Raw genomic sequence first — 25,822 nt, forward strand, 5'->3', positions numbered from 1 at the left:
CGCGTAGGCTTGCGGCGGCGGGCTTCATGTCCCGCGGCGTGGTTAATGGCATATTAAGAGATTTGCTTGCATTCTCGCTGGAAAATTCCATCGCGACGGCATGAAGAGGTGATTTGATGGTGAGCAGAGCTGAACGCGGGCCTTTGGCCGAATGGTTCTGGACGATCGATCGCCTGTTCCTCGCCGTCTTCGTGTTGCTGCTCGGCATCGGCTTCATGCTGTCCTTCGCGGCCTCTCCCGCGGTCGCAGAACGCATCGGCCTCGACCAGTTCCACTTTGTCGAGCGCCACGGCCTGTTCATGCTGCCGTCGCTGGCGGTGATGTTCGGGCTGTCCTTCCTCACCCCTCGCCAGGTGCGCCGCGTCGCCATGATCATGCTGATCGGCGCCTTGGTGGCGATGGTGTTGGTGCTGTTCATCGGCATGGAAGTAAAGGGCTCGCGGCGCTGGATCACCATTTCCTTCCTGTCGATTCAGCCGTCTGAATTCATGAAGCCGGCCTTCGTCGTGGTTTGCGCCTGGCTGTTCGCGGAAAATCAGAAGCAGCCGGACATTCCCGGCAATCTTCTCGCCATGATGCTGTTCGTGATCGTGGCGGCGCTGCTCGTGGCCGAACCCGACCTCGGCCAGACCATCCTGACCTCGGCCGTCTGGGGCTCGATGTTCTTCATGGCGGGGATGCCGTGGTTCTGGATCACGCTGATGGCCATCGGCGCGGCGGGAGGGCTGTTCGTCGCCTATACGGTGCTGCCGCACGCCGCCCAGCGCATCAACCAGTTCCTGACCGGCGAAGGCAACACCTTCCAGGTCGACACCGCTCATGACGCCATCGTGCGCGGCAGCTGGTTCGGCATGGGCCCGGGCGAGGGCGTGGTCAAGCGCATCCTGCCGGACAGTCATACCGACTTCGTCTTTTCGGTGGCGGCAGAGGAGTTCGGCGTCGTGTTCTGCATGGCGCTGGTCGCGCTGTATGGTTTCGTGGTCATGCGCGGTCTGACGCATGCCCGCGGCGACCGCAACGATTTCACCCGCTTCGCCGTGGCGGGCCTCGTGCTGCAGATCGGTTTTCAGTCGATCATCAATATCGGCGTCAATCTTCAGCTTCTGCCCGCCAAAGGCATGACGCTGCCGCTGATTTCCTATGGCGGTTCGTCGCAGATTGCCATATGCGTGACCGCCGGTTTCGTTCTCGCCCTGACGCGTCAGCGGCCGGAAAAGCGGGCGCAGGAGCGCAGCCTCTTCCGCGCTCCGACATTGGCGCCTGCGGAGTAAGTATATGAGCAAAGGCATCATCGCTCTGGCTGCCGGGGGTACCGGCGGCCATTTGTTTCCGGCCGAAGCACTGGGCCACGCGCTTCGGGCGCGCGGCTATTCCGTGCATCTGGTCACCGACAGCCGCGCCGAGCGCTACGCCGGCAAGTTCCCCGCCGACGAGATCCATGTCGTGCCCTCGGCCACCTTCGCCTCCAAGACGCCCTATGCGATCCTGAAGACCGGCTGGACGCTGTGGACCGGCATGCGAAAGGCGAAAGCGCTGTTCCAGCGCATCAGGCCGCTGGCCGTTATCGGCTTTGGCGGTTATCCCACGGCGCCGCCTCTGATGGCGGCCTCCAGCCTCGGCATCCCCACGCTCATTCATGAGCAGAACGCGGTGATGGGGCGCGCCAACAAGAAGCTCGCGCCGCGCGTCGACGCCATCGCCGGCGGCTTCCTGCCGGAGAACAACGGCGCTTACGCCGCCAAGACGCTGGTGACGGGCAATCCCGTGCGCCCTGGCGTCATCGCCGCGGCGAACCAGCCCTACCAGCCCTCCTACGGCGAGGATCCGTTCGAACTCCTCGTGTTCGGCGGCAGCCAGGGCGCGCAGTTTTTCTCCAAGGCCATCCCGGCGGCGATCTGCCTGATCGATCAGGCGCAGCGCGCGCGGCTGCGCATCGTCCAGCAGGCCCGGCCCGAGGATAAGGAGGCGGTCGCCTCCGCTTACGCCAAGCTCAACCTGCCGGCCGAGGTCGCGCCTTTCTTCGGCGACATGCCGGAGAAACTCGCCAAGGCGCATCTGGTCTTCTGCCGGTCCGGAGCCTCCACCGTCTCCGAACTCGCCGTCATCGGACGCCCTGCCGTGCTCGTGCCCTATCCCTATGCGCTCGACCATGACCAGGCCGCCAACGCCGCCGCGCTCAAAGCCAAGGGCGGAGCAGACGTCATCGCGCAGGCCGAGCTGACGCCAGAACGCATCGCAGAGATCATCACTGCCGCCATGGCCGAGCCCGACCGGCTCGCCGCGATGGCGAACGCCGCCCGCCAGACGGGCAAGCCGCAAGCCGCCGACACGCTCGCCGATCTGGTCGAAGCGATCGCCCGCGGCGAGGCGGTTTCAGATTTCAAAGGGGTTCACGCATGAAAATGCCCAAGAGCATCGGGCTCGTCCACTTCATCGGCATCGGCGGCATTGGCATGAGCGGCATCGCCGAAGTGCTGCACAATCTCGGCCACAAGGTGCAGGGATCCGATCAGGCCGACAGCGCCAATGTGCAGCGCCTGCGCGCCAAGGGCATCGACGTCTTCGTGGGCCACAAGGCCGACAATCTCGGCGACGCCGAGGTGGTGGTCGTGTCGACCGCCATCAAGAAGAGCAATCCCGAACTGATCGCCGCGCGCGAGAAGCTGCTGCCGGTCGTTCGTCGCGCCGAAATGCTGGCCGAGCTCATGCGCTTCCGCAACGCCATCGCCATCGGCGGCACGCATGGCAAGACCACCACGACCTCGCTGGTCGGCACGCTGCTCGAAGCCGGCGGGCTCGATCCGACCGTGATCAACGGCGGCATCATCAACGCTTATGGCACCAACGCCCGCATGGGCGAGGGCGAGTGGATGGTGGTGGAGGCCGACGAATCGGACGGCACCTTCCTCAAGCTGCCCGCCGACGTCGCGCATCGTCACCAATATCGACCCCGAGCATCTCGATCACTACGGCACGTTCGACAATGCCCGCGCCGCGTTCCGGCAATTCGTCGAGAATGTGCCGTTTTACGGCTTCGGCGTGATGTGCCTCGACCATCCCGAAGTGCAGACCATGGTCTCCAAGATCGAGGACCGCAAGGTCGTCACCTATGGCGAAAACCCGCAGGCCGACGTGCGCTTCCGCAATCTGCGCTACGAAGGCGCGACCTCGATCTTCGACGTGGTCATCCGTCGCCGCCGCACCGGCCAGGTTATCGAGATGAACGGGCTCCGGCTGCCGATGCCGGGCCGTCACAATGTCTCCAACGCCACGGCGGCCATCGCTGTGGCGCATCGCCTCGGGATCAGCGAAGAGGCGATCGCCAAGGGGCTGGCGGGCTTCGGCGGCGTCAAGCGCCGCTTCACCCATACCGGCGAATGGAACGGAATCCAGGTGTTCGACGACTATGGTCATCACCCGGTCGAGATCAAGGCGGTGCTGAAAGCCGCCCGCGACACCTGCAAGGGACGCATCATCGCGGTGCATCAGCCGCATCGTTACAGCCGAGTCCACAGTCTTTTCGAGGATTTTGCCGCTTGTTTCAACGATGCCGACACGATTTTCATTGCGCCGATTTATTCGGCGGGCGAAGATCCGATCGATGGAGTCACGGCGGAAGAGCTGGTGTCTCGCATCAAATCCGGCGGCCACCGCGACGCGCGCTTCCTGTCTTCTCCGGATGCGCTCGCGCCCTTCGTGGCCGCGCTGGCGGAGCCGGGCGATTTCGTCGTCCTGCTCGGAGCCGGCAGCATCACAAATTGGGCCGCGGCTCTCCCCAAGGAACTCGCGTCCCTGTCAGGAAAGAAGGCATGAAGCAGGTAGATGGCAAGAAGCTGCTGGCCGAACTCGGCAGCGCGATGCAGGACGTCAGGGGCAGGCTGACCCCGGACGCGCCGATGGACCGGGTGACGTGGTTTCGCGCCGGCGGTCTGGCGGAACTGATGTTCCAGCCGCATGACGTCGACGATCTCGTCACCTTTCTGAAGGCGCTGCCGGACGAGGTGCCGCTGACGGTGGTGGGCGTCGGCTCCAACCTTCTCGTCCGTGACGGCGGGATCAAGGGCGTGGTCCTGCGTCTGTCGGCCAAAGGATTCGGCGATGTCGAACTGGTCGGCGAAAATCGCATCCGCGCCGGCGCGATCTGCCCGGACAAGAACATCGCCGCCATGGCGCTCGATCACGGCGTTGGCGGCTTCGCCTTCTATTACGGCATTCCCGGCTCGATCGGCGGGGCGCTGCGTATGAACGCCGGCGCCAACGGCTCGGAAACCCGCGAGCGCGTGGTCGAGATCGAGGCGGTGACCCGCAGGGGCGACCGCGTGACGCTCTCCAACGCGGACATGAATTACAGCTATCGCCATTCCGCGCCGCCGGAAGGGCTGATCTTCACCCATGGCCTGTTTGAAGGTTACGCCGAGGACAAAACCAAGATCCGCGCAGACATGGACGCCGTCCGCCATCACCGCGAAACGGTGCAGCCGGTGCAGGAAAAGACCGGCGGCTCCACCTTCAAGAATCCCGATGGGTATTCGGCCTGGAAACTGATCGACGAAGCCGGTTGCCGCGGACTGCAGATCGGCGGCGCGCAGATGTCGCCGCTGCATTGCAATTTCATGATCAATATCGGTCAGGCGACGGCGCATGATCTCGAAAAACTCGGCGAAATCGTCCGCCAGCGGGTGTTCGAGAATTCCGGCGTATTGCTGGAATGGGAAATCAAGCGCATCGGCGATTTCATGCCGGGCTATGAAGTGGCCGCCTTCGCGCCCTGACGAGAAAAGGCCGCTCGGATCTCGATCGAAAGGGGCTGTATGGCCCCTTTTTCTATCCCCAAGGAGCAAGCCGTCTGATTCGAGCGCTTCTTTCGCAGAAGTTGTATTTTCGCGTTTTTGGCGAATATCTCCCCACCGGTCCATAGTATTCGTGCGTATTCCGTATTTTTACCATCCAAATTTCGGTGGTTACGGTTAAAGTAGCGCTGAAAAATAAATATTATCGACTATCCTGCGATCGCCGCCCGACCAACAATCCGGCGGCGATGTTTTGTCATATTCCATTTTTACAATTTATAGGTTTTCCATGCTTTCGGTTTTGTCGAAGTTGAAACTGCGCGCGCGTTCGAGCGAAGACACGCCGCCTCGCGCACAGATCGCCTGGAAAGCTTTTTACGGCGCCCTATATTTTTCCCTTTATATAACGCTGGCGCAGTCCTCGGTCTGGTCGCTTGCCTATTTCGCGCAGATTCTGCCTGCGCATCCGATCGACATACTGGTGTGCATTTTCATCTGGACGCCGTTGCTCACGCTGAGCGGCGCCTTTCTGATCCACTACCGCACAGGGCTGCGCATTCATCGTCTGGCGATGGCGAACAAGGCGCTGGACGAGATGAGCCGCGTAGATCCTCTTTCGAAGCTTCTCAACAGGCGCGCCTTCCTGGACGCTTTCGCGCAACGGACAGAGGACGCCATCCTGATCGTCTTCGACATCGATTTCTTCAAACAGGTCAACGACCGGCACGGCCATGCGGTGGGCGACGAGGTGATCGAGACCGTGGCGAGCATCATTCGCCGTGTGTTCGATCACGCCACCGATGTGGTCTGTCGCCTTGGCGGGGAAGAATTCGGGGTTCTGAGCCAGGGCGGGCAACTCGAAGATGATTATCGCCGCGCCGATCGCGCGCGCGCCGAGACGATCCGTCACGAATTCGCCGCCGGCGATCAGACGTTTTTCGTGACGCTGTCCGGCGGCATGGCTCACGCCGGCGCCGGCGTCGCTTTCGAGGCCGCCTTCAAACGAGCGGACATGGCCATGTACGCCGCCAAGCAGCGCGGACGCAATCTGATCCTGCGGCCGCAATTCGACGACGTCCGCGAGGCCTGAGGCGGTTCAATCGCCGGCGAATGCGTCGAGGATCGGGCAGGGACCACCCTGTTGTCGCGCGCAGGCCTTCGACAGCCGGCTCAGCGAGGCTCTCGCGGCTTGTAGCTCGGCGATCTTGGCGTCGAGGGCGAGGATGCGCGCAGACGCGAGGTCACGCGCTCGCGCCCGGTCGTTGGCGGCGTCGAGGCGGAGAAGTTCCGCGATCTCTTCCAGCGTGAAGCCGGCGGTCTTGGCGGATCGTATGAACCGAAGCCGCCTGACGTCATCCTGTCCATACCGGCGCGCGCCGCCCGTGGGGCCATCGCCGCTGTTTCGCTTCGGAACGTCCAACAGGCCGCGCCGTTGGTAAAAGCGGATGGTTTCCACGCCGACGCCGCCCGCATCGGCCAGTTTCGCGATCGTGAACGCCATGTCTTGACTCCGTATCATGGTACGGAGCGTATATCGGCAGCGTTGCTTCGAAAACAAGAGGACATCATGACCAGGGATGCGACGCTCTATCGGATGGTGACGGACAAGCATGTCTGCCCCTATGGACTGAAATCGAAGGCTCTCCTCGAACGTCGAGGCTACAGGGTCGAAGACCGCTGGCTAACCGACCGCGAGGAAACCGACCGCTTCAAGGCGGAGCACGGCGTGAAGACGACGCCGCAGACCTTCATCGACGGCGCCCGCATCGGCGGCTATGACGACCTGCGCCGTCACTTCGGCCTGACGGTCGCCGACCCGACGAAGCCGACATACAGGCCGGTGATCGCGCTCTTTTCGGTGACGGCGCTGATGGCGCTGGCGGCGAGCTACGCCGCCTTCGGCGATGCGCTGACGATCCGCGCCGGCGAATGGTTCATCGCTTTCAGCATGTGCATGCTGGCGATCCTCAAGCTGCAGAACATCGAGACGTTTTCGACGATGTTCCTGAATTACGATCTCCTCGCCAAGCGCTGGATCGCCTACGGCTATCTCTATCCCTTCGCCGAAGCCGGGGCCGGCGTGCTGATGGTCGCGGGCGCGCTGTCCTGGCTTTCCATTCCCGTGGCGCTGTTCATCGGCACGGTCGGCGCAGTCTCCGTCTTCAAAGCCGTCTATATCGACAGGCGCGAATTGAAATGCGCCTGCGTCGGCGGTTCGTCCAACGTACCGCTCGGCTTCGTGTCGCTGACCGAAAACGTGATGATGGTCGCCATGGCGCTGTGGATGTTCTTCTCCATGGCGAACGGCCACGCCGCCATGTAGGCGCGTAGGCCGATTCACCCAAAATGAGTTGTCAGTTTCGGGCGGTCGCAAATCTTGCCGCTGGCGCCGAATTCGATTCTGTGGGACGAGAATGTGACGATGTTCAACGCCGGTTCAGGAGGAAATGACGTGGCGACGTTTCACAAAGTTGGTTTGATTGCCCTCGCCGTCGCTGCGGCGACGTTGTCTTCGACGAGCGCGGCCCGCGCCTGGGGCTGCATCGCGGTTTCCGAGGAAGGCTCCTACGGCTACAGCTACAATTACGACAACGAGGCCGATGCTTCGGAGCGCGCTCTCAACGAATGCGCCAACAAGACCACCACGGAATCCGTGTGCGAGATCACGGAGTGCAACGAAGACACGTGATCGCTGAAACGGGTGCGCGCGACGCCGCGCATCGTGTCGTCACGACGGTTCTGTTTTTGCCAGGCGTTCGCCGATCATCGCGGCGAGCGCCTTTCCGTTTCGTCCGACCAGCATGCTCAGATGGGTGCCGTTGGCTTCGATCCATTCGACATCGCCGAGATAGGGACTCCAGACCTGGCGTGATGGGCAATCGATCGGCGAGCCGCCGATCGACGTGAAGAAATGCGTTCTTCCCTCGTAGCGCCGCGGGCGATAGAGGCCCTTCATCCTGATGATCTGCGCTCCCATGGCCGAGTAGCGCGGCGGAAAACCGTTCGTCCATTGCGGATTGTAGAGATGGTAATCCGGTTTCGCCGGGGACAGGAAGCGAAGGAGAAGCCGGTGCCCCTTGCGCCCGTCGCTCGCCACATCACCCGATGGCCCGTGCGGCGCGGACGGCCGGTGTAGACGCCGACGCCGCACCGCCGAGAGCCGGCTGGCCGCCTGGCGACACACGACGCGCGCGATCAAGGACAACCATTGCGACGGGGTGATGCAGTGATCGCTGAGCGGCGTGTCGAGCATGCCCAGGAAATCGATCTTCTCGCCTTCGGCTTCCAAGGCGCGCGCGACTTCGAGCGCGAACACGCCGCCGAAGGAGAAACCCAGCAGGCGATAAGGCCCCAACGGCTGAACGCGGCGTATGGCGACCACCGCCTCCCGCACTTCCCGCTCCACGGTGGGCAGCGCGTGCGGGTGGAATGGGCGCTGGGCGACGGTCAGCCCAAAGACCGCGCCCGTGAAGGGAAGCGCCAGGATTGCGTCGCGCATTTCGATGAAGCAATTTGCGCCGCCGGCGTAGCAGAATAGCGGGCGGTCCCGTTCTCCAGTGCGGATGGAGACGAGCTTCTCCTCCGAATAGGCCAGGCCCCGATCGATGGCTTCCGCCATCTGGGCGATGCTGCTGCACCGAAAAGAAGATATTGACGTCCAGTTCCGTTCCGGTGCTGCGCCAGTAATCGGCGATGATGCGGAGCGCGCGGTTGACGCTCAATCCGCGCGCCCAAAGATCGTCCTGGAGAGACAGGCTCGTCTTCAGGACCTTTCCGGCAATCTCTGCGAGGCGGAGGCCGATCTGTTCTTGTCGATCGGCCCTGCGCAGATCTCGACGCATATCATCGTCGACCCAAAGTGGATCGCTGATGGTTTCTTCGGCCGTCTGCGCCTGTATTTCCGACATAGTCCTGCCGTGACGTGTTCTCATTCGGAGCACACCATGGCCCAAAATCATGAACAGAGGATTGGCGGGGACAGTCATTCCGTCGAACAGCGCAAGTATCCCCGACAAAATCGGGAAATCCGGCGCGCCGGATCGTTTCGGGCGCGCCGCCATCCGATCTCGGTTCAGCTCAAGTCGAGCACGATGCGGCCGTCGATCTTGCCCTCGATCATCCGATCGAAGATGGCGTTGATGTTGTCGAGCTTGTCCCAGGAAAAATGCGACTTCACCTTGCCTTCGCCGGCGAATTGCAGCGACTCTTCCAGGTCTTGGCGTGTGCCGACGATCGAGCCGCGCACGGTGATGCGCTTGAGCACCGTGTCGAACACCGGAAGGGCGATCTTGGAGGGCGGCAGGCCGACCAGCGACATGGTGCCGCGCGAACGCAGCATGTGGAACGCCTGCTCCATGGCGAGAGGCGACACGGCGGTCACCAGCGCGCCATGCGCGCCGCCGATCGCCTTTTGCACCTGCTCGGCCGCATCCTCCTGCCGGGCGTCGATCAGAAGATCCGCGCCGAGATCCCGGGCCAGCGCCAGCTTGTCTTCATGCACGTCGACGGCGACGACATGCAGGCCCATCGCTTTGGCGTATTGCACGGCCATGTGGCCGAGACCGCCGACGCCGGAGATCACCACCCATTCGCCGGGCCGCGCTTCTGTCTCCTTGAGGCCCTTGTAGACGGTGACGCCGGCGCAGAGCACTGGAGCGGCAGGGCCGAAATCCAGAGCGTCCGGCAGACGGCCGACGAAATCCGGATCGGCGAGACCATATTCGGCGAAGGAGCCGTTGACGGAATAGCCGGTGTTCTGCTGGCTGCCGCACAGCGTTTCCCAGCCGGTGCGGCAATGCGGGCAGTAGCCGCAAGCGGTGTGCAGCCAGGGAACGCCGACGCGATCGCCTTCCTTGACGCGCTTCACGTTCTTTCCCGCCTTGGCGACATAACCGACGCCTTCATGGCCGGGAATGAAGGGCGGGTTGGGCTTGACCGGCCAATCGCCATGGGCGGCGTGCAGGTCGGTGTGGCAGACCCCGGTGGCCTGGAAACGGACCAGGATCTGGTCGTCATCCGGTTCCGGGATCGGCAGTTCCTCGATCACCAGTGGCTTCTTGAACTCCCGCACGACGGCGGCTCGCATGAGATTGGACATGTCCGGCTCCTGATCAAAAGGGTCCCGTCGACTCGCCGCATGCGGACAAGCCCGGTGATGACGTGATCTGTGGTTGCACGGGCAATCTATCTGGATGGCGAGGGCGGGCCTTGATCAGGGTCAAACGATTTGCCTGTCGTCAAAAATTCATGAAGCGGACGCCGTGCCTCATTGACGAATTAGGGCGATCGTCCTAATTTTCATATTAGGGCATTTGTCCTAATGCCGAAGGGAGCAAATCATGGCGGGACGGCGCACGAGAAGCGAGATTGTCGCGGCGGCGGACGAGCTGTTCTATCGCATGGGATTCGAGCCGACCTCGTTTGCCGACATCGCGGAGAAAGTGAATATTTCGCGCGGCAATTTCTACCATCATTTCAAGACGAAGGACGAGATTCTCAACGAGGTGATTCAAAAGCGCGCCGCCGATCGAAGGACGATGCTGGACGCGTGGGAGCAGGAGGAGTCGACGCCCGAGAGGCGGATCGCCCGCTTCATCGATATTCTCGCGATCAATTGCGACAAGATCCGTCTGCATGGTTGCCCTATCGGCACTTTGACCGGCGAACTCGCCAAACTGGATCATCCTGCGCGGGAGGAGGCGACGGCGTTGTTTACGCTGTTCAGAAACTGGTTGAGCCGGCAGTTCGCGCAATTGGTTCCCCATAAAGAGGCCGATCGTCTCGCGATGGAGCTTCTCGCCCGCAGCCAGGGCGCGGCGACCCTCTACAACGCCTTTCGCGACGACGATTTCCTGCGTCGTGAGATCGCGGCGATGAAGGCGTGGCTCGCCGGGATATCCGCCGGGCGCAAATCTGCGCATGACTAGAAAATAACGATATATCAAATACCTGAAGGGGATTTCATCATGTTCGTCGTCTTTCTCAAGTTTTCAGCGGACCGCAGCCGCGCCGGCGCATTGCTCGACGGGCACAATGACTGGCTGCGGCGCGGCTTCGACCAGGGCCTGCTGATGATGGCCGGCAGCCTGCAGCCCAACCTAGGCGGCGCCCTGATCGCGGCGGGCGGCGACCGCGCCGTGATCGAGGCTTTCGTCGCCGAAGATCCCTTCGTGGCCGAGGGCGTGGTCGAGATCGAGATTTACGAGGTCGCGCCGAAACGGTTCGACGAGCGGCTGGCGTTCCTCGCCGCCTGAGCGGCGAACCTCGTTTTCTCGCCGTTGCAAAGGAATTTTTCGAATTCGTCGCTCCCCATTAAGACTGGTTAACGGGTCGTTAACCTTAATCGTCTTTACTCAATCCTAACGAATCCTGCCTGTGCCCGGCGCGCTGGCGTCAGCTTCAAGCAAGGGCGGATTTCTAGTTTCGGCGTTTGAGTTTTCGGGGATTTGGAATGAGCGAAAAGCATGTGGCGGTGTTGATGGGCGGATTCTCCTCCGAGCGACCGGTTAGCCTGTCGTCCGGATCCGCTTGCGCCGACGCTCTCGAGGCGGAAGGCTATCGCGTCAGCCGCGTCGATGTCGGTCGCGACGTCGCCTCCGTGCTCGCGGATCTCAAGCCGGATGTCGCCTTCAACGCGCTGCATGGCCCGTTCGGCGAGGACGGCTCGATCCAGGGCATTCTCGAATATCTGGAAATTCCCTACACCCATTCCGGCGTGCTCGCCTCCGCGCTCGCCATGGACAAGGGGCAGGCCAAGAAGATCGCCAAGGCGAACGGCATTCCTGTGGCCGAATCGAAGGTGATGAACCGTTTCGATTTCACCGCCGCCCATCCGATGAAGCCGCCATATGTGGTCAAGCCGGTGCGCGAGGGGTCGAGCTTCGGCGTGGTGATCGTCAAGGAAGATCAGAGCCATCCGCCGCAGGTCATCACCTCGACCGACTGGCGCTATGGCGATGCCGTCATGGTCGAGCGTTATGTCGCCGGCCGCGAACTGACCTGCGGCGTGATGGGCGATGTCGCCCTCGGCGTCACCGAAGTGGCGCCGCAAGGACACGCTTTCTATGATTACGATGCGAAATATGCCGCCGGCGGCTCTGTCCACGTAATTCCGGCGCAGATTTCACCAAAAATTTACCAAACTGTCCAAATGCTGGCCCTCAAGGCGCACAAGGCGATGGGCTGCCGCGGGGTCTCGCGTTCGGACTTCCGCTACGACGATCGTTTCTCGGAGGACGGAGAGCTGATCTGGCTGGAAATCAACACCCAGCCGGGCATGACTCCCACGTCGCTGGTGCCCGAAATGGCCGCTTATGCCGGTCACTCCTTTGGCGAATTCCTGCGATGGATGGTGGAGGACGCGTCGTGCCAGCGTTGAAACTCCTCGGCTCTCGAAAAACTACGCCGACGACAAGCTCTGGGCCGATGGTCCGGGCGAGGGCGGCGACAAGATGATCCTGCCGCGGCCCCTGCGCCGCGTGGTTCGCTTCATGGGCAGCCTGGCCGCCGGCCGGGTCAATATTCCGCGCCATCTCGGCAGCGTCTCGCTGGTCGCGTTTTACGGGTTGACGGCGACCTACGCCTTCTCGCTGAGCGGCGAGACCCCGGATGTCGCCCAGGCGGTGAGTTCGGTCGCCGGTTTCGCCATCAACAATGTCAAAGTGTCGGGCAATTACCACACCTCGGAAATCGACATTCTCGAAAAGCTGGGCCTAGACGGCGCGACGTCGCTGATGTCTCTCGACGCCCAGCGCACGCGCGAGGCGCTGAAGAGCCTTCCTTGGGTGCGCGACGCCGAAGTTCGCAAGATCTATCCCGACACCGTGGCGGTGAAGCTCGTCGAACGCGACGCCTTCGGCATATGGCAGCATGGCCAGGACCTGTCGCTGATCGAAAAGAACGGCAGCGTGATCGCGCCGCTGCGCGACAACAAATTCGCGCATCTGCCGCTGTTCGTCGGTCGCGACGCCGAAACCGGCGCCGAGGCCATCATGGTCGACTTCGACAAATGGCCGGATATCAAGGCGCGGGTGAAAGCCTATATCCGCGTCGCAGGCCGTCGCTGGGACGTGCAGCTCGACAATGGCGTGCTGATCAAGCTCCCCGAATACGACATGGATCGCGCCATGGCCGAACTCGCCGAACTGAACCGCGATCACCAGTTGGTGGAGCGTGACATCGTCGCCGTCGATTTCAGGCTCGCCGATCGCACCACCATTCAGCTGAGCGAAGGCGCGACGGAGCGCCGCGGCAAGGCCGTCGCGCTCCGCGCCAAGGCGCTCAAAAAGGCGGAGGATCAGATATGAGCATCTTCCGTCCCGCGGGCTCCGCCACGCCGCGCCTCAAGCCTCTGAACAACAAGCGCGCCCATACCGTGAGCGTTCTCGATATCGGCTCCACCAAGGTGGTCTGCATGATCGCCCGGCTGACGCCGCGCGAAGCCTCTGAAGTCCTGCCGGGCCGCACCCACAAGATCGAGATCATCGGCATCGGCCATCAGCGTTCGCGCGGCATCAAGTCCGGCGTCATTTCCGATCTCGACGCGCTGGAAGGCGTAATCCGCAATGCGGTCGACGCCGCCGAGCGCCAGGCGAAGCTGACGGTCGACAGCCTGATCGTCAACGTTTCCGCCGGCCGCCTGCAGAGCGACATCTATACCGCCTCCATCGATCTCGGCGGCCAGGAAGTCGATCAGGAAGACGTCCGCCGCGTGCTGGTCGCCGCCTGCCATCAGTCGCAGCGCCACGATCGCGCCGTGCTGCATTCGCTGCCGACGGGCTTTTCGCTCGACGGAGAGCGCGGCATCGCCGATCCGGTGTCGATGTTCGGCGACACGCTGGGCGTCGACATGCATGTGCTGACCGCCGAACGCACGGCGATCAAGAATATCGAGCTCTGCGTCAACCGCGCGCATCTGTCCGTCGAAGGCGTGGTGGCCACGCCCTACGCCTCGGGGCTGGCGGCGTTGGTCGAGGACGAGCTGGAGCTCGGCTGCGCGGCCATCGACATGGGCGGCGGCGCGACGACGATTTCGGTCTTCGCCGAAGGCAAGCTGGTGCATGCGGACGCCATCGGTCTCGGCGGCCATCACGTCACCACCGATCTCGCCCGCGGCCTGTCGACACGCATCGAAGAGGCCGAGCGCATCAAGGTCATGCATGGTTCGGCTTTGTCCAACTCCACCGACGACCGCGAACTCGTCTCGGTGCCGCCGATCAGCGAAGAAGATCACGAGCAGCCGAGCCAGGTGCCGAAGGCGCTGATCTCCAAGATCGTCCGCGCCCGCGTCGAGGAAACGCTCGAAATGATTCGCGACCGCATTCGCAGCTCGGGCTTCTCGCCGATCGTCGGCAAGCGTCTGGTGCTGACCGGCGGCGCAAGCCAACTCACCGGCCTGCCGGAACTGGCGCGACAGATCTTCGCCCGCAACGTCCGGATCGGCCGGCCAATGGGCGTCAAGGGTCTGCCGCCGGCCGCGAAGGGACCGGCATTCTCCACCGCCGTGGGCCTCTGATTTATCCGCAATTCGCGGATATCGAGATCCACGCCGCGGAGCATGGGCTTCTGTCTTCGCTTGCGGGCGGCAATGGCCGCATCGCGCGCATGGGGCATTGGTTGAAGAGCAGTTTTTGAGTTTCGCCGCGAGCGGGAGACCGCTCGCGGCGCGGAAGATCCCAACGCCCGACCGCCGGCGAAGCCGGTCCGGAACGGCATGTCAGGAATAAAGACCGGAACGGCGGTACGGTCGGAATACAGGAAGGACTGAGAACATGACCATCAAATTGCAGAAGCCGGACATCACCGAGCTGAAGCCGCGCATCACCGTTTTCGGTGTCGGCGGCGGCGGCGGCAACGCCGTGAACAACATGATCAGCGCCGGCCTGCAGGGCGTCGACTTCGTCGTCGCCAATACGGACGCGCAGGCGCTGGCCATGACCCGCGCCGAACGCATCATCCAGATGGGCGTTCAGGTCACCGAAGGTCTCGGCGCGGGCTCCCAGCCCGACGTCGGCCGCGCTGCCGCCGAGGAATGCCTCGATGAGATCATCGACCATCTCTCCGGCACGCATATGTGCTTCGTCACCGCCGGCATGGGCGGCGGCACCGGTTCGGGCGCAGCCCCCGTCGTCGCGCAGGCGGCCCGCTCCAAGGGCATCCTGACGGTCGGCGTGGTCACCAAGCCGTTCCACTTCGAAGGCCAGCGCCGCATGCGCATCGCCGATCAGGCGATCACCGAGCTGCAGAAGTCGGTCGACACGCTGATCGTGATCCCGAACCAGAACCTGTTCCGCATCGCCAACGACAAGACCACCTTCGCCGACGCGTTTGCGATGGCCGACCAGGTGCTCTATTCGGGCGTCGCCTGCATCACCGACCTGATGGTCAAGGAAGGCCTGATCAACCTCGACTTCGCCGACGTTCGCTCGATCATGCGCGAAATGGGCCGTGCGATGATGGGCACCGGCGAATCCTCCGGCGAAGGCCGCGCGCTGGCCGCCGCGGAAGCCGCGATCGCCAACCCGCTGCTCGACGAAACCTCGATGAAGGGCGCGCAGGGCCTGCTGATCTCCATCACCGGCGGTCGCGACATGACCCTGTTCGAAGTGGATGAGGCGGCAACCCGCATCCGCGAAGAGGTCGATCCCGACGCCAACATCATCCTCGGCGCGACGTTCGACGAAGCGCTCGAAGGCATCATCCGCGTCTCCGTGGTGGCCACTGGCATCGACCGCGCGCAGAATGCGGGGGACGCCCGCCCTTTTGAAGTTAAGCCGGCAGCAAGGCCGGTGATCCGCACCCAGGCGTCCGCGCCTGTAGCGCCGATCTCGCAGCCGGCTCCGCAGCCGGTCATGCAGCAGCCCGTGATGCCGGCGCCGTCCGCGCCGGCCCCGCAGCCGGTGATGCAGGCTCCCCAGCCGGTCGCGCCGCGCCATGACCCGGTGGCCGAAACCATCCGCGCCGCCGAAATCGACATGGAGCGCGAACTCGAAATCGCCGTCACCCAGCCGCTGATGCGCGATCTCGAACAGCCGGCCCAGCCTGCCCAGGACAGCTTCCGTCCGGCGAGCCGCCTGTTCGCGACGCCGGCTCCCGAGCCGATGCAGATGCAGCAGCGGCCGGTCCAGCCAGCGCCGCAGCCGATGGCCCCGATCATGGAGGCGCAGCCCGCGCCGGCGCAGATGCGCGCTCCGGTCGCCCCGACGCCCCAGCCCGCTCCGGCTCCGCAGATGCGCGCCGAGCCTTCGCTGATGGCCCAGGTGCGCGCCGAGGCCGACACGCTTCGCATGCCGAAGGTCGAAGACTTTCCGCCGGTGGTGAAGGCGGAGATCGAGCATCGTTCGTCGCCAGCCGCCCAGGCGCATGCCGAGGAACGCGGCCCGATGGGGCTGCTCAAGCGCCTGACCTCGTCGCTGAGCCGTCGTGAGGACGAGCCCGCTGCTCCGTCCGACATGACCTCCGGCGCGCCGGCGGCGTCTTCCCAGCAGCGTCGTCCGCTGTCGCCGGAAGCCAGCCTCTATGCGCCGCGTCGCGGCACGCTCGACGACCTCGGCCGCGCCGCGCGTCGTCGCAGCCGCGCAGCCAGGAAGAAGAGCTGGATATCCCGGCCTTCCTGCGCCGCCAGTCCAACTGAGACCCCGACACGATCCTCAAGGGGCCTGGTTCACGCCGGGCCCTTTTCGATTCGGGGCGTCCGGCGTGCCTCATATCGGCGCAGCCATGGGTTCCGCACGCGCGCCGGCCGTCCACGCCATATCTCGACGGATATGCTCCATGCGCTTCGAAGGTCTTTCCGCGCCTCTCCCGGAGAGGCGGAGACCGAGACTTGCAAGGCTTGCGCCCGCCTCGGCATTCGCTTGCGTCGTCAAGGACTTGCGATCCGTTACAGGCGGAAAGAAACATTGATTTGGATTGCGCGCGCCGGCTCGGTATTTTCACGATGGATCTGCTTGGAGGGAGCGATCCAGTCGAATTGCGGGCGAAAGCGCGCGGAATGCATGGTTAAATCCGGGTTGCCGGATGGACGGGCAGAAGGCCCGTTCGGAAATGTGGGGCCAAATGGCATCAGGACTGGCTGGATTTGAAACGACGTTCGCAAATCCCTTCACCATTCGCGGCATAGGCGTCCATTCGGGCGCGGATGTGACCGCAGTCTTCAACCCCGCCGACGCGGGCACCGGCATCATTTTCCAGCGCACCGGTCCGAACGGCGAAGTCACCGAACTGAAGGCCGTGTCCGCCACCGTCGGCAACACGGACCTTTGCACGGTGCTCGGCACGCATCCTGCGCGCTCCGTCGCGACCGTCGAGCATGTCATGGCCGCGCTTTATGCGCTTGGCATCGACAACGCCCTCATCGAGATCGACGCCGGCGAAGCGCCTGTCATGGACGGCAGCTCCGCCATGTTCATCGACGCGATCGAGCAGGCCGGCATCCGGACGCTGTCCAAGAAGCGCCGCTATATTCGCGTGCTCAAGCAGGTGCGAATCGATGTCGGTTCGTCCTGGGCGGAATTCCACCCCTATGACGGCACGCGCTTCGAAGTGGATATCGATTTTCCGAGCCCGACCATCGGCAAGCAGAGCTGGAAGGGTGATCTGACGGCGGCGAGCTTCAAGAGCGAATTGTCGCGCGCCCGCACCTTCGGCTTCATGCGCGATGTCGAGCGTCTCTGGGCCGCCGGCCTCGCGCTCGGCTCCTCGCTCGAAAATTCCGTGGTGATCGGCGACGATCATCGGGTCATCAATGTCGAGGGACTGCGCTATCCCGATGAATTCGTCCGTCACAAGACGCTGGACGCCGTGGGCGATCTCGCGCTCGCCGGCGCGCCGTTCCTGGGCCTGTACCGTTCATATCGCGGCGGCCACAAGGTCAACGCCATGGCGCTGAAGGCGCTGTTGTCGGACGCCTCCGCCTACGACATTGTCGAATCCGCCGGTCAGCGTCCGCGCGTCGCGGCGCCCGAGATGATCGCCGTCAACCGGCAGGAATACGCTCCCTGGACCGCCTGAGGTTCAATCTTGCGGACGCGCCGGATCAGCCGGCGCCCCGACCCGTTTTCGCCACAAATTTGCCCGATGGGGTAAACATGGCGTTGCGATAGCTGTTATTTTATGGCTAGTAACGCCACGAACGGAGAGGCGAGGCAGAGGGGCTTTTCAATAAGCCGGGCCCGCTGGGGATTTGCAGGAAGTGAGATGATGAAACTATCCACGCGCGCTGTGCTTGTGACCTTGGCCATCAGCGCCTCCGGCATGATGCTGTCGTCCTGCACCAGCGATCCCGATCTCGACATCACCAAACTCGGCGTGCAGACCGACCCGCCCGACGTGCTCTACAACCAGGGTCTCGCCAATATCAACGCCGGCAAGCTGACCGAGGCGCAGCGCAAGTTCGACGCCATCGACAAGCAGCATCCCTTTTCCGAATGGGCGCGCAAGGCGCTGGTCATGGCGACCTTCGTGAAATATCGCCAGGGCGACAACGAAGCCGCCATCCAGTCCGGCGAGCGCTATATGAATCTGTACGCGCAGACCAAGGACGCCGCTTACGTCCAGTATATGATCGGTCTCGCCTACGCCAAGCAGATCCCGGTGGTGACGCAGGACCAGCGCGCCTCCGCCAAAACGATCGAAGCGATGATGAAGGTCGTCAACAACTATCCGACCTCGGAATATGTCGACGACGCCCAGGTGAAGATTCGCATGGCGCGCGACAATCTCGCCGGCAAGGAAATGCAGATCGGCCGCTACTATCAGGAGCGGAAGGAATATCTCGCCGCCGTGTCGCGCTATCGCAACGTCGTCGAGACCTTTTCCAACACCAACCAGGTCGAGGAAGCGCTGGCGCGTCTCGTGGAATGCTATTACGCGCTCGGCCTGACCGACGAAGCCCAGACGGCCGCCGCAGTGCTCGGCCACAACTATCCGGACAGCGAGTGGTACAAGGACAGCTTCGCGCTGCTCAAGACCCAGGGTCTGGAGCCGCGTGAAAACACCGGTTCCTGGATCTCGCGCGCCGGCAAGAAGTTGCTTCTCGGCGAATCGACCTGAAACACAATGGTCTGATCCATGCTCGTCCAGCTGTCGATCCGTGACATCGTCTTGATCGATCGGCTCGATCTCGCCTTCCAGCCCGGGCTTTCGGTGCTGACGGGCGAGACCGGCGCTGGCAAGTCGATCCTGCTCGACTCCTTGTCGCTGGCGCTCGGCGGGCGGGGCGATGGCGGGCTCGTGCGCCATGGCGAGGACAGGGGGCAGGTGACTGCGGTCTTCGACCTGCCCGGCAAGCATCCGCTCCGCGCCTTCCTGAAGGACAACGGCATCGACGACGACGGCGACGTGATCTTCCGCCGCGTCCAATCCGCCGACGGCCGCACCCGCGCTTTCGTCAACGACCAGCCGGTCTCCGTGCAGTTGATGCGGGAGGCGGGGACGAAGCTCGTCGAAATCCATGGCCAGCACGACGACCGCGCCCTGGTGGACACAGAGGCGCATCGCCTGCTGCTCGACGCCTTCGCCGGCCTGACCGAGGAATGCGAGGCGCTGGCGGCGCTTTACAAGACCTGGAAGGATTCGAGCCGCGAGCTGAAGACGCACCGCGCCAAGGTCGAAGCCGCCGCCCGCGAGGCCGATTATATCAGGGCCTCGGTCGAGGAGTTGGAAAAGCTCGCTCCCGTCGACGGCGAAGAGGAAGACCTGGCCGAGAAGCGGGCGCGGATGATGAAGGTGGAGCGGGTCGCCTCCGACATTTCCGAAGCCTCGGACTATCTCAACGGCACGGCCTCGCCGGTGCCGCATATCGCCTCGCTGGTGCGCCGTCTCGAGCGCAAGTCGCAGGAAGCGCCGGGCCTGCTGGAGGAAACCGTGCAGGCGCTGGACGAGGCGCTCGACCGTCTGTCGGACGCGCAGAATCTCGTCGAATCGGCGCTTCGCCGCACCGAGTTCGATCCCAAGGAGCTGGAGCGAGTCGAAGAGCGGCTGTTTGCGCTGCGCGCCGCCTCGCGGAAATATTCCGTGCCGGTCACCGGCCTGCCGGCGCTGGCCGCCAGGATGGTCGCCGATCTCGCCGATCTCGACCAGGGCGAGGAAAAGCTCAAGCGGCTGGAAGAGCGCGAGAAGGAAAACGCCGTCGTGTTCCTGACCGCGGCTCGGGCGCTGTCCGACAAGCGCCGCAACGCCGGCGCCGCGCTCGCCGAGGCCGTGATGGCGGAATTGCCGGCGCTCAAGCTCGAACGGGCCCGGTTCATGGTGGAAGTCACCGCCGATGAGAAAGAGGCGACGGCGTCGGGCATCGACCGCGTCGAATTCCACGTCCAGACCAATCCCGGCACGCGGCCCGGCCCGATCATGAAAGTGGCCTCGGGCGGCGAGCTCTCGCGTTTCCTCCTCGCGCTCAAGGTGGCGCTCGCCGATCGAGGCTCCGCGCCGACCCTGGTGTTCGACGAAATCGACACCGGCGTGGGCGGCGCCGTCGCAGACGCCATCGGCCAGCGGCTCAAGCGCCTGTCGGCGCGCGTTCAGGTGCTCTCCGTCACCCATGCCCCCAGGTCGCCGCCCGCGCCAACACGCATCTCCTGATCGCCAAGGGCCCGGTGGAAGGCGGCGACGGCCGCATCGCCACCCGCGTGGCCACCATGGCCGAAGACGAGCGCCGTGAGGAAATCGCCCGCATGCTGGCCGGCGCCTCGATCACCGAAGAGGCGCGCGCGGCGGCGGCGAAGCTGCTGGCGGGCGAGGGGTGATTTTCTCCTCCAATGAATCCGGGTTCGCCGGCGATGGCTTGGCTTGCGCCTTGGGGTGCGTCATGCTTTCATAAACCAGCGAAAGGCAAATGGGCGCCTGGGAATTTTGCCATGACGAAACAGGTCACCATCACGATTGAGGACGAAGCGTTCAGCGGTCTGACGCACGCCGCCGGCGGGCGTCCTCTGGATAGCTATATCCGTGAATTGCTTGAGCCGCATTTTCGACGCGCGGAGTTGGAGGCCGGCTATCGCGCTATGGCCGAGGACACTGGTCGGGAAGCCGAGGCGAAGGAATGGCTGGCGGGGCTTTCCGGAGACATCGGCAATGAGGCGGGGTGAGGTCTGGTGGGTTGCATTCGATCCTTCCATAGGCTCCGAGATTCGAAAGACACGACCTGCGATCATCGTCAGCAATGACATCGCAAATCACTATTTGGCGCGAGCCGTCGTTCTTCCCCTTACAAGTAATGCGGACAGAGTTTATCCCGGCGAAACGCGCGTGTCAGTCGATGGAAAAATCAGCAAGGTCATGGCCGATCAAATTATGGCGGCCGACAAAATCCGCCTTCGCGCCAAGATTGGGGAACTGAGTTCGTTCGACCTCAAAGCCGTTGAAGACGCGCTTGCGCTTCACTTGGGTCTGGCGCTCAAAAGCTAAGTCTGGCAAATCGGGAGCCTGAAGAGACTGTCCCGACTGACCAGGAAGCCGCCATGCCCGACACCGCCACGCCCGTCGAACTGATGCAGCCGGAGGCCGCCGCCGAGGAGATGGCGTTCCTCGCCAAGGAGCTGGCGCGTCATGACGCGCTCTATCACGGCAAGGATGCGCCGGAGATTGCGGATGCGGAGTATGACGCGCTCAAGCGCCGCAACGAGGTTTTGGAAAACGCTTTTCCGGATCTCGTGCGCCCCGACAGCCCGTCGCGTCAGGTTGGCGCCGCGCCGGCGGCGGGGTTTCAGCAGGTTAGGCATATCAGGCCGATGTTGTCGCTCGACAACACGTTTTCGGACGAGGACGTCGCCGATTTCGTGGCCTCGGTCTACCGCTTCCTCGGCGTGCTGCCGGATGGCTCGATCGCCTTCACCGCGGAGCCGAAGATCGATGGGCTCTCCATGTCGCTTCGCTATGAGAATCGCCGTCTGGTGACGGCGGCGACGCGCGGCGATGGCGCGGTGGGGGAGAACGTCACCGCCAATATCCGCACCATTTCCGAAATCCCGCAGACGCTGCCAGAAAGCGCGCCGGATGTGGTGGAGGTGCGCGGCGAGGTCTACATGGCCAAAGCCGATTTCCTCGCGCTCAACGCCAAGATGGAGGCCGAGGGCAAACCCACTTATGTCAATCCGCGCAACACGGCGGCGGGGTCGCTCCGCCAGCTCGATCCCAAGGTAACGGCGACGCGCAAGCTGCGCTTCTTCGCCTATGCCTGGGGCGAGATGAGCGCCATGCCCGCCGACACCCAGCACGGCATGGTCGAGGCGTTCAAGTCCTGGGGCTTCCCCACCAATCCGCTGACCCGTCGGCTGAATTCCGTGGAGGCCATCCTCGCGCATTACTACGAGATTGGCACAATGCGGCCCGATCTCGACTATGACATTGACGGCGTCGTCTACAAGGTCGACCGGCTCGACCTGCAGGAGCGGCTGGGTTTCCGTTCCCGCAGCCCGCGCTGGGCCACCGCGCATAAATTCCCCGCCGAACAGGCGATGACGACGCTGGAGGCCATCGACATCCAGGTGGGCCGCACCGGCGCGCTGACGCCAGTGGCGCGGCTGACGCCGATCACTGTGGGCGGCGTCGTCGTCACCAACGCCACGCTGCACAATGAAGACTACATCAAGGGCTTGGGCAATTCCGGCGAGCCGATCCGCGAGGGCCGCGATATCCGGGTGGGGGATCTGGTCATCGTCCAGCGCGCCGGCGACGTGATCCCGCAGATCGTCGATGTGGTGATGGACAAGCGGCCGGAAGGGGCGGAGCCATACCGATTCCCCAAGACCTGTCCGGTCTGCGGCAGCCATGCGGTGCGGGAAGTCAACGAGAAGACCGGCAAGGTGGACGCCGTGCGCCGCTGCACCGGCGGCTTCGTCTGCACCGCGCAGGCGATGGAGCATCTCAAGCATTTCGTGTCGCGCGACGCCTATGACATCGAAGGTCTTGGGGCGAAGCAGATCGAGTTCTTCTTCACCACGGACGATCCGGCGCTCAGGATCGAGACCGCCGCCGACATCTTCACGCTCGAACGCCGGCAGTCGGCGTCGCTGCTCTCGAAGCTGGAAAATCGCGACGGCTGGGGCAAGACCTCGGTGGGCAAACTCTACGCCGCGATCAACTCGCGCCGCGAGATCGCGCTCAACCGTTTCATCTACGCGCTCGGCATTCGGCATGTGGGAGAGACGACGGCCAAGCTGCTGGCGCGCGCCTACGGGACCTATGAGGCCTTTGCCACGGGCATGAAGGAGGCGGCCAGCCTGTCGGGCGAGGCTTGGAACGAGCTCAACGCCATCGAGGGCATCGGCGAGGTCGTGGCCCGCGCCATCGTGGAATTCTACAAGGAACCGCGCAATCTCGCGGTCATCGGTCGTCTCCTGGAAGAGGTGACGCCGCAGGCGATGGAAGCCCCGGTCGCCTCCAACAGCCCGGTTGTCGGCAAGACGGTGGTGTTCACAGGCTCGCTGGAGCGGTTTACCCGCGACGAGGCCAAGGCGCGGGCCGAAAGCCTGGGCGCCAAAGTAGCGGGCTCGGTGTCGAAGAAGACAGACTATGTGGTCGCCGGACCCGGCGCGGGCTCAAAGCTCGACAAGGCGCGCGAATTGGGCGTGGCCGTGATGACCGAGGACGAATGGCTGACGTTCATCGCCGGCTGAACCTACCGCAAAAACACCGACAGCAATTCGTCGAGTTCGCTTTCGAGCGCGGCGAGTTCCTCGCTGGTTTCCACCACCTCTTCCGCCGGCTCCTCGATCGGCTGCACGGCGGCGGCGTGCTGTTCGGCTTCATCATCCGACCAGTCGTTGGCGGCCATGGTCTGGGAGGCCGCGCGGCCGCGCGGCGTGTCGTCGGTCGTCTGGTCGACGGCTTGGTTGAAGCCGTCACTGACCGCGCCGCGCTGATTCTGGAAATAGGTCGGGTAATAGCCGCCGAGTAGCGGGGAGCCGAGAGAGCTGATCATTCCCATCTCATGTCCTTCCGTCGAGTCGCCCTAAGGCTGTCTTTGGAAAACCCTGCGCCGCGAGGATTGTACGAAACTTGCGTCGTTAACCTTTTGTTAAGGATTTCGGCGCCTCGCCGCGTCCGCTGTGGCTGATTTCCACCAGTTTGCGCCAATGAGCCGCTATAGCGGGCCGGTTGTTTCCTTCCGCCCGACTCGGCGGTAAACAGGGGCCTAGATTTCAAGATCCGCCGGAGTGCGCCATGTTCCAGACCTTCGAGACCACCGCCGATCCACAATTTGGCGCCGAGCGCGTCGCGCGGCTGAGGGCAAAGCTCGCGGAGCTGGGCGTGGACGGCTTTCTCGTGCCGCGCGCCGACGAGTTCCAGGGCGAATATGTGCCGGCATGCGCCGAACGCCTGTCCTGGCTGACAGGCTTCACCGGCTCCGCCGGCGTGGCGCTGATCCTCAAGGACGAAGCCGTGGTCTTCGTGGATGGTCGCTACACCACCCAACTCAAGGAGCAGGTCGACGGCGCGGTGTTCACCGACGGCGATCTGGTCGGCGAACCGCCACAAAAATGGCTGGAGAAGAACGGCCCTAACCGGCTGCGCCTCGGCGTCGATCCTTGGCTGCATACGAAGGCGGAGATCGACAAGCTTGCCAAGACGCTTGGCGCGCGCGGCGGCGAACTGGTGATGCTCGAGACCAATCCGCTCGATGCGATCTGGGACGATCGTCCCGCCGAGCCGCTCGGCGCGGTGACGATCCAGCAGTTCGACCATGCCGGCGAACTGGCGGTCGACAAGATCGCCCGCATCGCCGCGCTCGTTGCGGAGAAGGGCGCAAGCGCGGTCGCGCTCACTGATCCCTCCTCGGTGGCCTGGGCCTTCAATATCCGCGGCCAGGATGTGCCGCATACGCCGCATCCCTTGGCGCGCGCCATCATCCACGCGTCGGGCGAGGCCGAGATCTTCCTCGACATCCGCAAGACCGGCATTGAGGCCCGCGCCTATCTCGCCCAGATGTCGCTGCAGAAAGAGCCGTCCGCCTTCGCGGAGAGCCTGACGGCGGCGGCGGTTGCAGGCGCGGTGATGCTCGATCCCGATCTCGCGCCCTATGCGCTGCATCTGCTGATCGAGGCCTCGGGCGGTTCGGTGATGGCCGGGGACGACCCGGCGAAACTGCCGCGCGCGCGCAAGAACGACGCCGAGCTCGCCGGCTCGCTGAAGGCGCATCTGCAGGATGGCGCGGCCATGGTGGAATTCCTCGCCTGGCTCGACGCGCAGGCCCCGGATAGCCTCGACGAGATCACGGCGGTCAAGGCGCTGGAGGCGTCGCGCATCCGTGTCGGCGCGCGCATGCAGAACCCGCTCAAGGACATTTCCTTCGACACGATTTCAGGGGCGGGCGAAAACGCCGCCATCATCCATTATCGCGTCACTGAGCCGACCAACCGCAAATTCCGCGCGGGCGAGATGTTCCTGCTCGATTCCGGCGGCCAATATATCAACGGCACCACCGACATCACCCGCACCATCGCCATCGGCGAGGTTCCTGAGGAGCAGAAGCGTTTCTTCACCCTGGTGCTGAAGGGTATGATCGCCATTTCCACGGCGCGCTTTCCCAAGGGCACCCGCGGCGTCGATCTCGATCCGCTCGCGCGCATCGCCTTGTGGAAGGCGGGCGCCGATTACGGCCACGGCACCGGCCATGGCGTCGGCTCCTATCTCTCGGTGCATGAAGGGCCACAGCGCATCTCCCGCGCCGCGATGCAGGAATTGCTGCCGGGCATGATCCTGTCCAACGAACCCGGTTTCTACCGGCCGGGCGCTTACGGCATCCGCATCGAAAACCTCATCTATGTCACGGAGCCCGAAATGATCGAGGGCGGCGACCGGCCGATGCTGGGCTTCGAGACGTTGACCTTCTGCCCGATCGACCGTCGCCTGATCCTCTCGCATCTCTTGACGCGCGAGGAACTGCTGTGGCTGGACGCCTATCACGCCGAGACGCGCGAGAAACTCCTGCCGCTGATCGAGGACGAGGCGGCGAAGACCTGGCTGAAGCGGGCGACGGCGCGCTTGGGGTGAGGCGAGGCCCAGCTAGCATGCGCCGCGAGACGCGGCGCTCA

General features: G+C 63.9%; 20 protein-coding genes and 4 pseudogenes. 20 read left to right on the plus strand and 4 right to left on the minus strand.

Annotation, left to right across the window (positions count from 1 at the left end; all coding sequences use genetic code 11):
- Positions 1-116 precede the first annotated feature (116 nt).
- From ftsW to H2O14_RS19715, 5 genes and pseudogenes are all read left to right on the plus strand, one after another.
- Positions 117-1,271: a putative lipid II flippase FtsW gene (gene ftsW, locus H2O14_RS19695; RefSeq protein ID WP_182828981.1), complete on the plus strand. Its 1,155-nt coding sequence runs from the start codon at positions 117-119 to the stop codon at positions 1,269-1,271.
- Between the two features lie 4 nt (positions 1,272-1,275).
- Positions 1,276-2,400, plus strand: a complete 1,125-nt coding sequence (gene murG, locus H2O14_RS19700) for an undecaprenyldiphospho-muramoylpentapeptide beta-N-acetylglucosaminyltransferase (protein WP_182828982.1) — start codon at positions 1,276-1,278, stop codon at positions 2,398-2,400.
- Positions 2,397-3,813: pseudogene (gene murC / locus H2O14_RS19705) on the plus strand (UDP-N-acetylmuramate--L-alanine ligase). Before murG ends, murC begins: the two are co-directional and overlap by 4 nt.
- Entirely contained in the window at positions 3,810-4,772 is a 963-nt protein-coding gene (gene murB / locus H2O14_RS19710) for a UDP-N-acetylmuramate dehydrogenase (protein ID WP_182828983.1), read from the plus strand. The pseudogene murC and the gene murB overlap by 4 nt, the downstream one beginning before the upstream one ends.
- 499 nt (positions 4,773-5,271) lie before the next feature.
- The gene (locus H2O14_RS19715; protein WP_182828984.1) at positions 5,272-5,880 is read left to right on the plus strand and encodes a GGDEF domain-containing protein; all 609 of its coding nucleotides are present in this window, start codon (positions 5,272-5,274) and stop codon (positions 5,878-5,880) included.
- 6 nt (positions 5,881-5,886) lie between these two features.
- Here H2O14_RS19715 and H2O14_RS19720 read toward each other — a convergent pair whose 3' ends face one another.
- Positions 5,887-6,309, minus strand: coding sequence for a MerR family transcriptional regulator (locus H2O14_RS19720; protein WP_210275480.1), 423 nt, complete (start codon positions 6,307-6,309; stop codon positions 5,887-5,889).
- Positions 6,310-6,357: 48 nt separating this feature from the next.
- Here H2O14_RS19720 and H2O14_RS19725 point away from each other — a divergent pair, with 48 nt between their 5' ends.
- Entirely contained in the window at positions 6,358-7,113 is a 756-nt protein-coding gene (locus H2O14_RS19725; protein WP_182828986.1) for a MauE/DoxX family redox-associated membrane protein, read from the plus strand.
- 129 nt (positions 7,114-7,242) lie between these two features.
- Entirely contained in the window at positions 7,243-7,479 is a 237-nt protein-coding gene (locus tag H2O14_RS19730) for a DUF4189 domain-containing protein (protein WP_182828987.1), read from the plus strand.
- A gap of 39 nt (positions 7,480-7,518) precedes the next feature.
- On the opposite strand, the gene H2O14_RS19735 is transcribed toward H2O14_RS19730, so the two are convergent.
- Both H2O14_RS19735 and adhP read right to left on the minus strand, forming a co-directional pair.
- Positions 7,519-8,409: a thioesterase domain-containing protein gene (locus tag H2O14_RS19735; protein ID WP_182828988.1), complete on the minus strand. Its 891-nt coding sequence runs from the start codon at positions 8,407-8,409 to the stop codon at positions 7,519-7,521.
- 453 nt (positions 8,410-8,862) lie between these two features.
- Positions 8,863-9,888, minus strand: coding sequence for an alcohol dehydrogenase AdhP (adhP, locus tag H2O14_RS19740; protein WP_182828989.1), 1,026 nt, complete (start codon positions 9,886-9,888; stop codon positions 8,863-8,865).
- A gap of 241 nt (positions 9,889-10,129) precedes the next feature.
- On the opposite strand from adhP, the gene H2O14_RS19745 reads away from it, so the two are divergent.
- The 12 genes and pseudogenes from H2O14_RS19745 to ligA all read left to right on the plus strand — a co-directional run bounded on the left by H2O14_RS19745 (position 10,130) and on the right by ligA (position 23,404).
- Entirely contained in the window at positions 10,130-10,717 is a 588-nt protein-coding gene (locus tag H2O14_RS19745; protein ID WP_182828990.1) for a TetR/AcrR family transcriptional regulator, read from the plus strand.
- A 39-nt stretch (positions 10,718-10,756) separates the two neighbouring features.
- Positions 10,757-11,044 carry a YciI family protein gene (locus H2O14_RS19750; protein WP_182828991.1) on the plus strand — a complete coding sequence of 96 codons (288 nt, stop codon included), beginning with the start codon at positions 10,757-10,759 and terminating at the stop codon, positions 11,042-11,044.
- A 197-nt stretch (positions 11,045-11,241) separates the two neighbouring features.
- Positions 11,242-12,168: a D-alanine--D-alanine ligase gene (locus H2O14_RS19755; RefSeq protein ID WP_182828992.1), complete on the plus strand. Its 927-nt coding sequence runs from the start codon at positions 11,242-11,244 to the stop codon at positions 12,166-12,168.
- Positions 12,104-13,096 carry a cell division protein FtsQ/DivIB gene (locus tag H2O14_RS19760; protein WP_182828993.1) on the plus strand — a complete coding sequence of 331 codons (993 nt, stop codon included), beginning with the start codon at positions 12,104-12,106 and terminating at the stop codon, positions 13,094-13,096. The genes H2O14_RS19755 and H2O14_RS19760 overlap by 65 nt, the downstream gene beginning before the upstream one ends.
- Positions 13,093-14,423: pseudogene (ftsA, locus tag H2O14_RS19765) on the plus strand (cell division protein FtsA). Before H2O14_RS19760 ends, ftsA begins: the two are co-directional and overlap by 4 nt.
- Positions 14,424-14,560: 137 nt before the next feature.
- Positions 14,561-16,422 (plus strand): annotated as a pseudogene (ftsZ, locus tag H2O14_RS19770) (cell division protein FtsZ).
- Positions 16,423-16,847: 425 nt separating this feature from the next.
- On the plus strand, positions 16,848-17,801 hold the full coding sequence (lpxC, locus tag H2O14_RS19775; protein ID WP_182828994.1) for a UDP-3-O-acyl-N-acetylglucosamine deacetylase: 954 nt from the start codon (positions 16,848-16,850) through the stop codon (positions 17,799-17,801).
- Between the two features lie 186 nt (positions 17,802-17,987).
- The gene (locus tag H2O14_RS19780; RefSeq protein WP_182828995.1) at positions 17,988-18,842 is read left to right on the plus strand and encodes an outer membrane protein assembly factor BamD; all 855 of its coding nucleotides are present in this window, start codon (positions 17,988-17,990) and stop codon (positions 18,840-18,842) included.
- Between the two features lie 18 nt (positions 18,843-18,860).
- A pseudogene (gene recN, locus H2O14_RS19785) lies at positions 18,861-20,533 on the plus strand (DNA repair protein RecN).
- Positions 20,534-20,644: 111 nt separating this feature from the next.
- Complete coding sequence (locus H2O14_RS19790; RefSeq protein ID WP_182828996.1) at positions 20,645-20,875, plus strand: addiction module antitoxin; 231 nt, start codon at positions 20,645-20,647, stop codon at positions 20,873-20,875.
- On the plus strand, positions 20,862-21,194 hold the full coding sequence (locus H2O14_RS19795) for a type II toxin-antitoxin system PemK/MazF family toxin (RefSeq protein WP_182828997.1): 333 nt from the start codon (positions 20,862-20,864) through the stop codon (positions 21,192-21,194). Before H2O14_RS19790 ends, H2O14_RS19795 begins: the two co-directional genes overlap by 14 nt.
- Positions 21,195-21,247: 53 nt before the next feature.
- Positions 21,248-23,404, plus strand: a complete 2,157-nt coding sequence (gene ligA / locus H2O14_RS19800; protein WP_182828998.1) for an NAD-dependent DNA ligase LigA — start codon at positions 21,248-21,250, stop codon at positions 23,402-23,404.
- A 2-nt stretch (positions 23,405-23,406) separates the two neighbouring features.
- Here the strand turns inward: ligA and H2O14_RS19805 are convergent, their stop codons facing one another.
- Positions 23,407-23,709, minus strand: a complete 303-nt coding sequence (locus tag H2O14_RS19805) for a hypothetical protein (RefSeq protein ID WP_182828999.1) — start codon at positions 23,707-23,709, stop codon at positions 23,407-23,409.
- 242 nt (positions 23,710-23,951) lie between these two features.
- Here H2O14_RS19805 and H2O14_RS19810 point away from each other — a divergent pair, with 242 nt between their 5' ends.
- Positions 23,952-25,781 (plus strand): aminopeptidase P family protein, encoded by a 1,830-nt coding sequence (locus tag H2O14_RS19810; RefSeq protein ID WP_182829000.1) that lies wholly within the window; start codon positions 23,952-23,954, stop codon positions 25,779-25,781.
- Positions 25,782-25,822: the final 41 nt, after the last annotated feature.

It is taken from the genome of Rhizobium sp. G21 (assembly GCF_014158035.1).
Taxonomy (GTDB): domain Bacteria; phylum Pseudomonadota; class Alphaproteobacteria; order Rhizobiales; family Rhizobiaceae; genus Rhizobium_E.